This is a genomic window from Streptomyces malaysiensis subsp. samsunensis (assembly GCF_024519315.1).
GTDB lineage: Bacteria > Actinomycetota > Actinomycetes > Streptomycetales > Streptomycetaceae > Streptomyces > Streptomyces malaysiensis.
The window spans coordinates 334,352-350,580 of the sequence record NZ_JANIIC010000001.1; the positions used below are offsets into that span (position 1 = coordinate 334,352).

Sequence of the window (16,229 nt, forward strand, 5' to 3'; positions counted from 1 at the left end):
GTGGTGCTCATGGGTTCCATGGATTCAGAACGCTCCCGTTCAGGAGGAGCCGAGTTCGTCGTCGAGCAGGTCGAAGAGCTCATCGTCGGTCGCGGATTCGAGGTCGTGGTCATCGGTTTCGCCGTCGCCGGTCGCGTCCTGGGCGTCGTTCCACTTCGCCAGGAGCGCCTGGAGGCGCATGGTGATCCTGGAGCGGGTGACGCTGTCGTCCGCGGCCACCGCCAGGGCGGCTTCCAGCCGGTCGAGTTCGCCGAACACCGAAGGACCGGCGCCGTCCCCGTGCGGGAGTTCCGCTCGCAGATGGTCGGTCAGGGCTTCGGGGGTCGGGTAGTCGAAGATCAGCGTGGCGGGCAGCCGGAGCCCGGTGGCGGCGCCGAGCCGGTTGCGGAGTTCCACGGCGGTGAGCGAGTCGACGCCCAGCTCCTTGAAGGCCGCGCCGGGTTCGATCGCCGCCGCGCTGCCGTAGCCGAGCACGGTGGCCACCTGGCCGCAGACCAGGTTGAGCAGGAAGCGGTCCCGTTCGGCCGCGGACATGCCCGCGAGCCGCTCGGCGAGGCTCGCCGCCTCGTCCGCCCCGCCGCCACCGGCCGCGGCCCGCCGTACGGGGGTGCGGATCAGCCCGCGCAGGAGCGGGGCGACCCCGGCCGTGGACTGGGCACGCAGGGCGGCGATGTCCAGGGCGGCGGGGATGAGCACCGCGTGTCCGGCGAGCCCGGACACATCGAACAGGGCCAGGCCCTCGGCGTTGCTCAGCGCCCCCATGCTGCCGCGGCTCATCCGCTGCCGGTCGGCGGTCGCGAGGGTCGCGGCCATGCCGCCCTCGTCCTCCCACAGACCCCAGGCGAGCGAGGTGGCGGGCAGCCCCTGGGCGCGGCGGTGCTGGGCGAGGGCGTCCAGGAAGGCGTTGGCCGCCGCGTAGTTGCCCTGCCCCGGGTTGCCGAAGACACCGGCCGCCGAGGAGAACAGCACGAACTCCGCCAGGTCGAGGCCGCGGGTCAGCTCGTGCAGATTCCACGCCGCGTCCACCTTGGGCCGCAGCACCCGCTCGACACGCTCGGGGGTGAGGGATTCGACGACCCCGTCGTCCAGCACACCCGCCGCATGGATCACGGCGGTGAGGGGGTGGCCGTCGGGGACGGACGCGATGACCTCGGCCAGGGCGTCCCGGTCGGCCGCGTCACATGCCGCCCAGGCGACCTCGGCGCCCAACGCGCCCAGCTCGGCGGCGAGTTCGGCGGCCCCCGCCGCCTCCGCGCCACGGCGGCTGGTCAGCAGCAGCCTCCGGGCGCCGCGCTCGGTCACCAGATGGCGGGCCAGCTGCCCGCCCAGGGTGCCGGACGCGCCCGTCACCAGCACGGTGCCCGCCGGGTCGAGACCGGGCACGGCCGCCTCGTCCAGGGCCGCCACCCGCGCGAGGCGCGGTGCGTGGACGGCCCCGGCGCGCACGGCCAGCTGTGGCTCGTCGGTGCGCAACGCGGCCACCAGGGCGGGGAGCCAGCCGTCGGCGGCCCCGTTGGCCGGGTCGCCGTGGACATCGACCAGGACGAACCGGCCCGGGTGCTCGGCCTGCGCCGAGCGCACCAGACCCCAGGCCGCGGCGTGCGTCAGATCGTCCACACCCTCGGCGCCTTCGACCTCCCCTTGGGTGTCGTCGCCCGTGGTCACGGCCACCGCGCCACGGGTGAGCAGGACCAGCCGGGAGTCGGCGAACCGCTCGTCGGCGATCCACTCCTGGACCAGCGCCAGTGTCCGCCGGACGACCGTGTGCGCGGCGCCCGCGGTGTCCCCGGGCGTGCCCAGGTCGGGCAGGCACGGCACGAGGACCACATCGGGCGCGATCCCCTCGGCCTCCACCGCCTCGGCGAGCGCGGAGAGCCCCGCGTAGGTCTCGGCCTCGATACCGGTGTCCGCGTCCATCAGCGCGGCCGTGATCTTCAGATCGCCGCCGCCGGTGCCGTCCAGGACGGCCCACAGCGCGGTGTCCTCGGTCCGCTGCCGCTCGGCGGGCGCGGGCAGCGCGGCCCAGTCGACGCGGAACAGCGCCTCGTGGTGTGCGGTACGGGCGCCCGCGAACTGCTCGGCGTCCAGCGGCCGCAGCGCGAGCGAGCCGACCGACACCACCGGGGCACCGGCCTCGTCGGTGACCTCCAGCGCCACCGCGCCCGAACCGGCCGGGGAGACCCGCACCCGCAGCGCGGCCGCGCCGACCGCGTGCAGCCGCACGGCGTCCCACGAGAACGGCAGCCGGGCCCGGCCCGCCTCCTCGGCCGGGAAGAACCCGCCGAGCGCCACCGTGTGCAGCGCGGCGTCCAGCAGCGCCGGGTGCAGCCCGTACGCACGGGCCTCACCCTGCCGCTCCTCGTCCAGCGCCACCTCGGCGAACACCTCGTCGCCGCGCCGCCATGCGGCCCGCAGCCCCTGGAACACCGGCCCGTAGCCGAGGCCGAGCGCGGCGAAGCCGTCGTACAGCCCGTCCACGTCGAGCGGTTCGAGGTCGGCGGTCCCGGTGGCGGCCGGGGGCCACTCCGCCGGGCCGGTGGCGACGGCGGCGGGGCCGGCGACCGTGAGCACACCGGAGGCGTGCCGGATCCACGGCTCGTCGGCGGCGTCCTCCAGCCGTGAGTAGACGGTCAGCGCACGCTGCCCGTCGGGGCCGTCGGGCTCGTCCACCGCGACCCGCAGCTGCACTCCGCCGCGCTCCGGCAGGATCAGCGGCGCTTCGAGGGTCAGCTCCTCCAGCAGATCGCAGCCGACCTGGTCACCGGCGCGCACCGCCAGCTCGACCAGCGCCGTACCGGGCAGCAGCACGGTGTCCAGCACGGCGTGGTCGGCCAGCCAGGGGTGCGTACGGAGCGAGAGCCGGCCCGTGAAGAGGACACCCTCGGAGTCCGGCAGCTCCACCGCCGCGCCCAGCAGCGGGTGGTCCGCCGAGCCGAGCCCGGCCGAGACCACATCGCCGACGGCTCCGGCGGGCGCCTCCAGCCAGTAGCGCTCGCGCTGGAAGGGGTACGTCGGCAGCTCGGTGCGGTGGGCACCGGTCCCGGCGAAGAACGCCGCCCAGTCCACCGTCACACCACGGACATGGGCCCGCGCGAGGGCTGTCACCAGCGCCTCGGCCTCGGGACGGCCCTTGCGCAGCGCGGCGGCGAAGCCCACCGCCGCGTCGGCGCCGGTGACGCACTCCTGGGCCATGGCGGTGAGGACACCGTCGGGGCCGAGTTCGATGTAGGTGGTGACGCCCTGGGCTTCGAGAGTGCGGACGCCATCGAGGAAGCGGACGGCTTCGCGGACGTGGCGCACCCAGAAGTCGGGGGTCGCGATCTCGTCCGGGGAGACGATGGTGCCGGTGAGGTTGGAGACGATCGGAATGCGCGGGGCCTCGTACGACAGACTCTGCGCCACCTCGCGGAAGGCGTCCAGCATGCCGTCCATACGCGGCGAGTGGAACGCATGGCTCACGGTGAGGCGCTTGGTCTTACGGCCCTGGGCCTCGAAATCGGCCGCGATCGCGACAACCGCGTCCTCGTCACCGGCGATGACCACCGACGTCGGGCCGTTGAGCGCGGCGATCGACACGCGCTCGGTGAGCAGCGGCGCCACCTCGTCCTCCGACGCCTGGACGGCCACCATCGCGCCACCGGCCGGAAGCTCCTGCATCAGACGGCCCCGGGCCGCCACCAGCTTCGCCGCGTCGGCGAGCGACAGCACACCCGCCACATGCGCGGCGGCCAGCTCACCGATCGAGTGCCCGGAGAGGAAGTCCGCCTTCAGACCCCAGGTCCCGACCAGCCGGAACAGCGCCACCTCGATGGCGAACAGCGCGGGCTGGGTGAACCCGGTCCGGTCGAGCGCGGACGCGTCCTCGCCGAACATCACGGTCTTCAGGGGCCGTTCGAGGTGCGTGTCCAGCTCATCGCAGACCGTGTCCAGCGCCTCGGCGAACGCCGGGTAGGCGTCGTGGAGCTCGCGGCCCATGTCGAGCCGCTGGCTGCCCTGCCCGGTGAACAGGAAGGCCACCTTGCCGTCGGCCACCGCGCCCTGCGTGAGCCCTGCCGTCGACTCGCCGCGCGCCAGCGCCTCCAGCCCCTCGACCAGCCCGGCGCGGTCCCCGCCGACGACCACCGCGCGGTGGTCCAGCGCGGCGCGGGTGGTCGCGAGCGAGTAGCCGAGGTCGGTGAGCGACACGTCGGGGCGCCGGTCGAGATCGGCGAGCAGCCGCTCGGCCTGGGCACGCAGCGCGTCGGTGTTCTTGCCGGAGAGCACCCACGGCAGAACGGACGGCTTGGCGACCGGGGTAGCGGGGGCCTCCGTCGGCTCGGGCTCGGGGGCCTGCTCGATGATCGTGTGGGCGTTGGTACCGCTGAAGCCGAACGAGGAGATCGCCGCACGCCGGGGACGACCCGACTCCGGCCACTCCACCGACTCCCGCAACAACGACACCGCACCCGCCGACCAGTCAATATGCGGCGACGGCTCCTGCGCATGCAACGTCCGCGGCAACACACCATGCCGCATCGCCATCACCATCTTGATGATCCCCGCAACACCGGCGGCAGCCTGCGTATGACCCATATTCGACTTGATGGAACCCAGCAGCAACGGCCGCTCCCCATCCCGCTCCTGACCATAAGTGGCCATAAGCGCCTGCGCCTCAATCGGGTCACCGAGACTGGTGCCCGTGCCATGCGCCTCCACCGCATCCACCTCGGACGCCGACAGACCCGCATTCGCCAACGCCTGACGGATCACGCGCTGCTGCGACGGACCATTCGGCGCCGTCAGACCATTCGACGCACCATCCTGGTTAATGGCGGAGCCACTCACGACCGCCAGCACCGGATGGCCGTTCTTCCGGGCATCGGACAGCCGCTCCACCAGCAGCATGCCCGCACCCTCGGACCAACCCGTACCATCCGCATCCGCCGAAAACGCCTTGCACCGCCCATCAGCAGCCAACCCACGCTGACGACTGAACTCCACAAACGGCGCCGGAGTCGCCATCACCGTCACACCACCCGCGAGCGCCAGCGAACACTCACCATTCCGCAACGCCTGAACCGCCAGATGCAACGCCACCAACGACGACGAACACGCCGTATCCACCGTGATCGTCGGCCCCTCAAGACCAAACGTGTACGCCAACCGCCCAGAAATCACACTCGCCGCATTACCCGTACCGACGAATCCCTCCACGCCTTCCGGAAGCGCCGGGAGCGAGGAGGCGTAGTCGTGGTACATCACACCGGCGAAGACACCGGTACGGCTGCCGCGCAGCACACCCGGGTCGATGCCCGCGCGCTCGAACGCCTCCCACGACGTCTCCAGCAGCAACCGCTGCTGCGGATCCATCGCGAGCGCCTCACGCGGCGAGATACCGAAGAACGCCGGGTCGAAGTGGCCCGCCCGGTCGACGAAGCCGCCCTCGCGGGAGTACGAGGTGCCCGGGTGGTCGGGGTCCGGGTGGTAGAGGCCGTCCAGATCCCAGCCACGGTCGGTGGGGAACTCCGAGATCGCGTCCCGGCCCTCCATGACCAGCCGCCACAGATCCTCCGGACTCTCCACCCCACCCGGATAACGGCAACCAAGACCCACAATCGCGATCGGCTCATCATCCACCGCCGACACCACCACCGGCCCCGCCACCGCAGCAGCCGCACCCACAACCTCAGCAAGCAAGAACTCCGCCAACACCACAGGCGTCGGATAGTCGAAGACCAACGTCGCGGGCAGCCGCAGCTCACTCACCACACCCAGAGCGTTCCGCAACTCCACCGCCGTCAGCGAGTCAAAACCCAGCTCACGGAAGGAGCGATGCGGTTCGACGGTGTCCAGCGAGTCATGGCCGAGTACGGCGGCGACCTGCGTACGGACCAGCTCCAGCAGGGCGCCGAGCTGCTCGGCCTCGTTCAGACCGGCCAGCCGCCGCGCCAGCGCACCCGACGCCGCAGCACCCTCCGCCGCACGCCGCGCCGGGGCGCGCACCAGCCCGCGCAGCAGCGGCGCGACCACACCGGTGGACGCCGCCTCGGCGCGCATCGCGGCGAGGTCCAGCCGCATGGGCACGAGCAGCGCCTCGTCGGTGCGGTACGCGGCGTCGAACAGCTCCAGGCCCTCGGCGGCGGAGAGCGCGACGACGCCACCCCGGCTCATCCGGGACACATCGGCCTCGTCCAACTCACCCGTCATCGCACTGGAGTCGGCCCACAGACCCCAGGCCAGCGAGGTACCGGCCAGGCCATGTGCCCGGCGGTGCTGGGCGAGCGCGTCCAGGTAGGCGTTGGCGGCCGCGTAGTTGCCCTGCCCCGCGTTGCCGAAGACACCGGCGGCGGACGAGAACAGCACGAATGCGGAGAGGTCGAGGTCGCTGGTCAGCTCGTGGAGATTCCAGGCCGCGTCCACCTTCGGACGCAGCACCCGCTCCAACCGCTCCGGCGACAGCGAACCGATCACCCCGTCGTCCAGCACACCGGCCGTGTGAACGACCGCCGTCAGCGGATGCTCGGCGGGGACGGTGGCGAGGGTCGCGGCCACCGCGTCCCGGTCCGCCACATCACAGGCCGCCCAGCGCACACTCGCGCCCAACTCGACCAGCTCGGCGTTGAGTTCGGACGCACCCGGTGCCTCGCCACCACGGCGGCTCACCAGCAGCAGATGCCGTACGCCACGCTCCACCACCAGATGCCGCGCCAGCAGACCACCCAGCGTGCCACTCGCACCCGTGACCAGCACGGTGCCCTCGGCATCGACGTCGAGCGGCTGCTCGGTGTCCACGGCGGCCCGCGCCAGACGCGGTGCCCGCAGCACCCCGTCCCGTACGGCCACCTGCGGTTCACCGGAACCGAGCGCACCCGGCAGCGCCGACAGCGAGTCGGCCGCGCCGTCCACATCCACCAGCACGAACCGGCCCGGGTTCTCCGCCTGCGCCGAGCGCAGCAGACCCCATACGGCGGCACCCGCCAGGTCCACCACCGGTTCGGCGGCCTCGGTGGCCACCGCGCCCGAGGTCAGCACGGTCAGACGCGCATCCGCGAACCGCTCGTCGGCCAGCCAGGTCTGGATCAGCTCCAGCGCCCTGGCCGTGGCCCGGTGCACGGCGGCGGGACCGCCGTCCCCGTCGGACGAGAAGTCGACGAGCACCTCATCGGCCACCGCCGCGCCCGACTCGATCGCCGCTCCCAGCGCGGCCAGATCCGCGTACGCGGCCACGTCCGAGCCGGAGAGGCCACGCTCCAACACCTCGGAACCGAGCACCGCCCAGCCGTCGCCGACCCGAGCGGCCGGCTCGGCCGTGAACTCGGTCCACTCCAGGCGGAAGAGGGAGTCCTGACGACCGCCCCGCGCACCGCCGATCTGCTCAGCCGACACCGGCCGCAACACCAACGAATCCACCGACAGCACCGCACGCCCGGCGCCATCGGCCACCGCCAGCGACACCGCGTCGGAACCGGCGGCCGACAACCGCACCCGCAGCACCGAAGCACCCACCGCATGCAACGACACACCGGCCCACGAGAACGGCAGCCGCGCCCCGTCCTCACCCTCGATCAGACCACCAAGACCCACCGCATGCAGCGCCGAGTCCAGCAGCGCCGGATGCAGACCGAACAGACCCGCGTCGGCCCGCGCGTCCTCCGGCAGCTCCAGCTCCGCGTAGACCTCATCGCCGACCCGCCAGGCGGACGTCAGCCCCTGGAACACCGGGCCGTAGGCGAGCCCCAGACCCGCCATACCCTCATAGAGGCCATCGACCGCAACCGGTGTCGCACCCGCCGGAGGCCATACGCCCAGGTCGAACGAGGCCGCAGGCGCACCCTCCACCAGCGCACCCGAGGCGTGCCGCACCCACACCTCATCGGCGGCCACGTCCTCGAACCGCGAGTACACCTCGAACCCACGACGCCCCGACCCATCCGGCGCCCCCACCGACACCTGAAGCTGAACACCACCCACCTCAGGAAGCACCAACGGCGCTTCCAACGTCAGCTCCTCCACCCCATCACAACCCACCGCATCACCAGCACGAACCGCCAACTCCACAAACGCCGTGCCCGGCAGCAGCACCGAGCCCATCACGGCGTGGTCCGCCAGCCACGGATGGGTGTCGAGCCCCAGCCGGCCGGTGAGCAGCAGCCCCTCGCCACCGGCCAGCGGCACGGCGGCCCCGACCAGCGGATGGTCGACGGTGGCCAGCCCCAGCCCGGCCGTGCCGCCCACGGCGGCGGGCAGCTCGGGCCAGTAGCGCGCGTACTGGAAGGCGTACGTCGGCAGCTCGACCCGGGCCGCGCCCGTCCCCGCGAAGACGGCCGCCCAGTCCACCGCCACACCGCGCACATGGGCCCGCGCGAGGGCCTTCGTCAGCGTCTCGGCCTCGGCCCTGCCCTTGCGCAGCGCCGAGACGAACGCGGCGTCCTCACCAGTGACACACTGCTGCGCCATCGCGGTGAGCACACCGTCCGGGCCCAGCTCGACGAACGTGGTGACACCCTGCGCCTCAAGCGCCCGCACCCCGTCGAGGAAGCGGACGGCCTCCCGGACGTGGCGCACCCAGAAGTCGGCGGTGGTGATCTCCTCGGCGGAAACCACGGCACCGGTCAGGTTGGACACGATCGGAATGCGCGGAGCCTCGTACGAAAGCCCCTGCGCCACCGCACGGAACGCCTCCAGCATCTCGTCCATACGCGGCGAATGGAACGCGTGGCTCACCGTCAGCCGCTTGGTCTTCCGGCCCTCCGCCTCCAACGACGCCGCGATCTCCACCGCCGCGTCCTCATCACCCGCGATGACCACCGACGTCGGCCCGTTCAGCGCGGCAATCGAGACCCGCTCGGTCAGCAGCGGCGCCACCTCGTCCTCCGACGCCTGCACCGCGATCATCGCCCCACCGCCGGGCAACTCCTGCATCAACCGCCCACGAGCCGCCACCAACGTCGCCGCATCCGCCAGCGACAACACACCCGCCACATGCGCAGCCGCCAGCTCACCGATCGAATGCCCCGACAGGAAGTCGGCCTTCAGACCCCACACCGCCACCAGCCGGAACAGCGCCACCTCGACCGCGAAGAGCGCAGGCTGAGTGAACCCCGTCCGGTCCAGCTCCTCCGCGTCCTCCCCGAACACCACATCCCGCAACGGCCGTTCCAGATGCGGATCCAGCTCCGCACACACCGCGTCGAACGCCTCCGCGAACACCGGATACGAGGCGTACAACTCACGCCCCATCCCCAGCCGCTGACTCCCCTGCCCGGTAAACAGGAACGCCACCTTGCCACCGGCCACCGCACCCTGGACGAGCGCGGCGGCGCGGCGTCCCTCGGCCAGCGCCCCCAGAGCCGTCAGCAGCCCGTCGCGGTCCTCGGCCACTACCACCGCGCGGTGGTCGAACGCCGAGCGGCCGGTCGCCAGCGAGTGGCCCAGGTCGACCGCGCCCAGCTCGGGCCGGTCCGCCGCGTGCGCGACCAGCCGCTCGGCCTGCGCCCGCAGGGCGGCCGCGCTGCGGCCGGACACCACCCATGGCACCACGGCGGGAGCCGCCGGGGCCTCCGCCGACTCGGCCGTGCGGACCGGCGCCTGCTCGATGATGGTGTGCACATTCGTGCCGCTGATGCCGAACGACGACACGCCCGCACGGCGCGGGCGGCCCGTCTCCGGCCATTCCACCTGCTCCGTGAGCAGCGACACCGCGCCCGCCGACCAGTCGACATGCGGCGACGGCTCGTCCGCGTGCAGTGTCCGCGGCAGCACCCCGTGCCGCATGGCGAGGACCATCTTCATCACACCCGCGACACCGGCCGCGGCCTGCGTATGGCCCATGTTCGACTTGATGGAGCCGAGCAGCAACGGCCGCTCCGGGTCCCGCTCCTGGCCGTACGTTGCCAGCAGCGCCTGCGCCTCGATCGGGTCGCCCAGCGTCGTACCCGTGCCATGGGCCTCGACCGCGTCCACATCCGCGACGGACAGCCCCGCACCGGCCAGCGCCTGGCGGATAACGCGCTGCTGCGACGGACCGTTCGGCGCCGTCAGCCCATTCGACGCACCGTCCTGGTTGACCGCCGAGCCGCGCACGATCGCGAGCACCGGGTGGCCGTTGCGCCGCGCGTCCGAGAGCCGCTCGACGAGCAGCATGCCCGCGCCCTCGGCCCAGCCGGTGCCGTCCGCGTCCGCCGAGAACGCCTTGCAGCGGCCGTCGGCGGACAGCCCGCCCTGACGGCTGAAGCCGATGAAGGTGCCGGGGGTCGCCATCACGGTGACGCCACCGGCCAGCGCCATCGTGCACTCGCCCGAGCGCAGCGCCTGCATCGCCCAGTGCAGCGCCACCAGGGACGACGAACACGCGGTGTCCACCGTCACCGCCGGGCCCTCCAGGCCCAGGGCGTAGGCGACCCGGCCCGAGGCGATGGAGCCCGTGCTGCCGGAGCCGATCGCGCCCTCGCCGCCGCCGTCCGGGGCCTGCTCCACGAGGGTGGCGTAGTCGTGGTACATCACGCCCGCGAACACACCGGTACGCGAACCCCGCAGCGTCGTCGGGTCGATCCCGGCCCGTTCGAACGCCTCCCACGACGTCTCCAGCAGCAGCCGCTGCTGCGGGTCGGTGGCGAGGGCCTCGCGGGGCGAGATCCCGAAGAAGGCGGGGTCGAAGTCGGCGGCGTCGTGGAGGAAACCGCCCTCGCGGGTGTACGAGGTGCCGGGGTGCTCCGGGTCCGGGTGGTAGAGCGCGTCCAGGTCCCAGCCACGGTCCACGGGGAAGCCGGAGACCGCGTCCTGGCCGGTGGACAGCAGCCGCCACAGGTCCTCGGGGGTGCGCACGCCGCCCGGGAAACGGCAGCTCATGGCCACGATGGCGATGGGCTCGTCGTCCACCGCGCCCACGGTCGCCGTCGACAGGCCCGACTGGGCGCCGGTGCCCGCGAGTTCGTTCCGGAGGTGTTCGGCCAGGACGAGGGAGGTCGGGTAGTCGAAGACCAGGGTGGCGGGCAGCCGCATCCCGGTCACAGCGTTCAGCCGGTTGCGCAGCTCGACAGCGGTCAGCGAGTCGAAGCCCAGGTCGCGGAAGGCGCGGTCGGGGTCCACGGAGTCGGCGGTGGCGTAGCCCAGAACGGCGGCGACCTGGGTACGGACCAGCTCCAGCAGCGTCTCCAACTGCTCGGCCGCGCCCAGCCGGGCCAGCCGCTGGGTCAGGGCGCCCGCTCCGGCGGAACCCTCCGCCGTACGCCGCGCCGGGACCCGCACCAGCCCGGACATCAGCGGGGCCACCGCACCGGTGGACGCCGCCTCGGCCCGTGCCGCCGCCAGGTCCAGCCGTACGGGCACGAGCAGCGCCTCGCCGGTCCGCCCGGCCGCGTCGAACAGCTCCTTGCCCTCGTCGGCGGAGAGCGCGACGACGCCACCCCGGCTCATCCGGGAGACGTCCGCCTGGTCCAGCTCACCGGCCATCCCGCCGGATTCGGCCGCCCACAGCCCCCAGGCCAGCGAGGTGCCGGGCAGGCCGCGCGCCGTACGGTGCTGGGCGAGCGCGTCCAGGTAGGCGTTGGCGGCGGCGTAGTTGCCCTGTCCGGCGGCGCCGAAGACACCGGCGGCGGACGAGAACAGCACGAACGCCGACAGGTTCAGCTCACGCGTCAGCGCGTGCAGATGCCACGCCGCGTCCACCTTCGGCCGCAGCACCCGCGCCAGCCGCTCCGGCGACAGCGAACCGATCACACCGTCGTCCAGCACACCGGCGGTGTGCACGACGCCGGTCAGCGGGTGTTCGGCCGGTACCGCCCCGAGCACCTCGGCCAGGGCCTCACGATCGGCGACATCACACGCCACCCAGCGCACGCTCGCACCCAACTCGGCCAGCTCGGCGGCGAGTTCGGCCGCACCCGTAGCCTCGCCACCACGGCGGCTCACCAGCAGCAGATGCCGTACGCCGCGCTCGGCCACCAGATGGCGGGCGAACAGCCCGCCCAGCGTGCCGCTCGCACCGGTGACCAGCACCGTGCCCTCGGCGTCGAAGTCCGGCGCGGCGGCCTCGGCGTCCACCGCCGCCCGCACCAGACGCGGCGCCCGCAGGGCCCCGTCCCGCACGGCCACCTGCGGTTCGCCCGACGCCAGCGCGTCCGGCACCGCCGACAGCGACGCTTCCGCGCCGTCGACATCGATCAGCACGAAGCGGCCCGGGTTCTCCGACTCGGCGGAGCGCACCAGGCCCCAGACGGCGGCATGGGCCGGATCCGCCACCGGCTCATCCGCACCGGCGGTCACGGCGCCCGAGGTGAGCACGGTCAGCCGCGCGTCCGCGAATCGCTCGTCGGCCAGCCACTTCTGGATCAGCTCCAGGGCCTCCGCCGTGGCCCGGTGGACGGCGGCGGGGCCGCCCTCGCCATCGGGCGCGCAGCACACCACCACATCATCCGGCAGCGCGGCGCCGGATTCGACCGCCGTGGCCAGCGCGTCCAGGTCGGCGTAGGTGTCGAACGGCCGCCCCGCCGACGCCAGATCGAGGCCGTCGGTCCCCAGCAGCGCCCATCGCCCGGCCGGGACCTGGGCGGACACCTCAGTCCAGTCGAGCCGGAACAGCGACTCCTGACGGCCACCGCGCGCACCCTGGATCTGCTCGACCGACACCGGCCGCAGCACCAGCGAGTCCACCGACAGCACGGCACGCCCCGCGCCGTCGGCCACCGCCAACGACACCGCATCCGTACCAGCCGCCGACAACCGCACCCGCAGCACCGAAGCGCCGACCGCGTGCAACGACACACCAGCCCACGAGAACGGCAGCCGGGCCCCGCCCTCGCCCTCGATCAGACCGCCCAGGCCCACCGCGTGCAGCGCGGAATCCAGCAGCGCCGGATGCAGTCCGAACGAACCGGCCCCGGCCCGCGCGTCCTCCGGCAGCTCCAGCTCCGCGTAGACCTCATCGCCCAGCCGCCAGGCGGACGTCAGCCCCCGGAACACCGGGCCGTACGCCAGCCCCGCCTCGGCCAGGCCCTCGTACAGCCCCTCGACGGGCAGCGCCGACGCGCCCTCCGGCGGCCACACCGCCAGGTCGAACGACGGCGTGTGCGCGCCCGAGCCCAGCACACCAGACGCGTGCCGCGTCCACGGCTCATCGGCCGCCGCGTCCTCGAATCGCGAGTACACCATCAGCGAACGCCGCCCCGAACCGTCGGGCGCGCCCACCGAGAGCTGCAACGACACGCCGCCCACCTCGGGCAGCACCAGCGGCGCCTCCAGGGTGAGCTCTTCCAGCACCTCGCAGCCGACCTGGTCACCGGCGCGTATCGCCAGCTCGACGAAGGCGGTCCCCGGCAGCAGCACCGACCCCGCCACCGCGTGATCCGCGAGCCACGGATGGGTGTCGAGGGCGAGCCGGCCGGTGTAGAGGAAACCGTCGGAGTCGGCCAGCGCCACCGCCGCGCCCAGCAGCGGGTGGTCGGCCGCGCCGAGTCCGGCGGCCGCCATGTCGCCCGCCCAGTAGCCGGTGTCCAGCCAGTAGGTCTCGCGCTGGAAGGCGTAGAGCGGAAGGTCGGTACGGGCCGTGTCCGCCCCGGCGAACACCTCGGTCCAGTCCGGGGAGACGCCGTGGACATGCGCCCCGGCGACGGCGCTGGCCAGGCTCGGCAGCTCCGGGCGGCCGGAGCGCAGCGCGGACACAAGGGTGGCGTCGTCGCGGGTCAGGCAGTCCTGGGCCATGGCGGTGAGCACACCGTCCGGGCCCAGCTCCAGATACGTGGTGACGTTGCGCTCCTCCAGCGTCCGTATCCCGTCCAGGAAACGGACGGCCTCGCGGACATGGCGCACCCAGAAGTCCGGGCTGGTGATCTCCTCGGCGGAGACCACACCACCGGTCAGATTCGACACGACCGGGATGCGCGGGGCCTCGTACGACAGCCCCTGCGCCACCGCACGGAACGCCTCCAGCATCCCGTCCATGCGCGGCGAATGGAACGCGTGGCTGACCGTCAGCCGCTTGGTCTTCCGGCCCTGGGCCTCGAACGAGGCGGCAAGCTCCGCCGCCGCGTCCTCGTCACCCGCGATGACGACTGAGGTGGGCCCGTTGAGCGCGGCGATGCTGACCCGCTCGGTCAGCAGCGGCGCCACCTCGTCCTCCGACGCCTGCACCGCGACCATCGCACCACCGCCGGGCAACTCCTGCATCAACCGGCCACGCGCCGCCACCAACGCCGCAGCGTCCGCCAGCGACAACACACCCGCCACATGGGCCGCCGCCAGCTCACCGATCGAATGCCCGGACAGGAAGTCCGGCGTCAGACCCCACGCCTCCACCAACCGGAACAACGCCACCTCGACCGCGAACAGCGCGGGCTGAGTGAACCCCGTCCGGTCCAGCGCCTCCGCGTCCTCCCCGAACAGCACATCCCGCAGCGGCCGTTCGAGATGCGGATCCAGCTCCGCACACACCGCGTCCAGCGCGTCCGCGAACGCCGGGAACGCGTCGTAGAGCTCCCGCCCCATCCCCAGCCGCTGGCTCCCCTGCCCCGTGAACAGGAACGCCACCTTGCCACCGGCCACCTTCCCCTCGACCAGCCCGGTCGCGGGCTCCTCGTGGGAGAGCGCGTCGAGGGCGCGGATCAGGCCCTCGCGGTCCTCGGCGACGATCGCCGCCCGGTGGTCGAAGGCGGCCCGGCCGGTGGCCAGCGAGAAGCCGATGTCGGTGAGGCGCTGTTCGGGGTGGGTGTCGAGGTGGGCGCGCAGGTTGGCGGCCTGGGCGCGCAGCGCGGGGCGGCTCTTGGCGGCCACGGTCCACAGCGGCAGCGCGGTTGCCGCGCGGGTCTCGGCGGGGGCGTCGTCGGCCGTCTTCGCGGCTTCTGCCGCCTCCTCCGGCTCCGGCGCCTGCTCCAGGATGGTGTGGGCGTTGGTGCCGCTGATGCCGAACGAGGACACGGCGGCCCGGCGCGGCTTGCCGGTCTCGGGCCATGCCTGGCGCTCGGTCAGGAGGGAGACGGCGCCCGCGGCCCAGTCGACGTTGGTGGTGGGCTGGTCGACGTGCAACGTCTGCGGCAGCACCCCGTGGCGCATCGCCATGACCATCTTGATGATGCCCGCGACACCGGCGGCGGCCTGGGTGTGCCCGATGTTCGACTTGATGGACCCCAGCCACAGCGGCTGGTCCTCGGTGTGGTTGCGCCCGTACGTGGCGAGCAGGGCCTGCGCCTCGATGGGATCGCCGAGGGTGGTGCCCGTGCCGTGGGCCTCGACCACGTCGATCTGTCCGGCGGAGAGCCGGGCGCTCGCCAGGGCCTGGCGGATGACGCGCTGCTGGGAGGGGCCGTTGGGCGCGGTGAGTCCGCTGCTGGCGCCGTCCTGGTTGATGGCGCTGCCGCGGACGAGGGCCAGCACCTGGTGGCCGTTTGCGCGGGCGTCGGAGAGCCGCTCCAGCAGGAGCATGCCCGCGCCCTCGCCCCAGCCGGTGCCGTCGGCGGCCTCGGCGAAGGACTTGCAGCGGCCGTCCCTGGCCAGTCCGCGCTGGCGGCTGAATTCGGTGAAGGTGCCGGGGGTGGACATCACGGTGACACCGCCGGCCAGCGCCAGCGAGCATTCGCGCCGGCGCAGCGCCTGCGCGGCGAAGTGCAGGGCGACCAGCGAGGAGGAGCAGGCCGTGTCGATGGTGACGGCCGGGCCTTCCAGGCCGAAGGTGTAGGCGACGCGGCCGGAGGCGATGGAGCCGGAGCTGCCGTTGCCGAGGAAGCCCTCGACGTCTTCCGGCGCGGAGAACAGCCGGGAGGCGTAGTCGTGGTACATCACGCCCGCGAACACACCGGTCTGGCTGCCCTGGAGCGTGGTCGGGTCGATCCCGGCCCGTTCGAACGCCTCCCAGGAGGTCTCCAGCAGCAGCCGCTGCTGGGGGTCCATGGCGAGCGCCTCGCGCGGCGAGATGCCGAAGAACGCCGGGTCGAAGTCGGCCGCGTCGTGCAGGAAGCCGCCCTCGTGGACGTAGGGCTCCTCGCCGCTGTCCGGGTCCGGCTCGAAGAGGACGTCGGTGGCCCAGCCGCGGTTGGCGGGGTACGGCGTGGCCGCGTCGCCGCCGCGGGCGACGAGCTCCCACAGCTCCTCGGGGGTGCTGACCCCGCCGGGGTAGCGGCAGCTCATCGCCACGATGGCGATCGGCTCCTGCTCACGCTCCTCGACCTCGCGCAGCCGCCGCCGCGCCTCGCGCAGGTCGGTGGTGGCCCGCTTGAGGTAGTCGAGGTACTTCTCTTCGTTCGCCGTCGCCATTACGCCGT

Annotated in this window: 1 protein-coding gene; it reads right to left on the bottom strand. The window is 73.2% G+C overall.

Annotated elements, in window-relative coordinates:
* Positions 1-39: 39 nt before the first annotated feature.
* Positions 40-16,221, bottom strand: coding sequence for a type I polyketide synthase (locus NQU54_RS01275; protein WP_257629333.1), 16,182 nt, complete (start codon positions 16,219-16,221; stop codon positions 40-42).
* Positions 16,222-16,229: the final 8 nt, after the last annotated feature.

Coding starts and splice junctions, on each gene's coding strand:
- NQU54_RS01275 (WP_257629333.1), bottom strand. CDS start 16,221: ATGGCGACGGCGAACGAAGAGAAGTACCTCGACTACCTCAAGCGGGCC.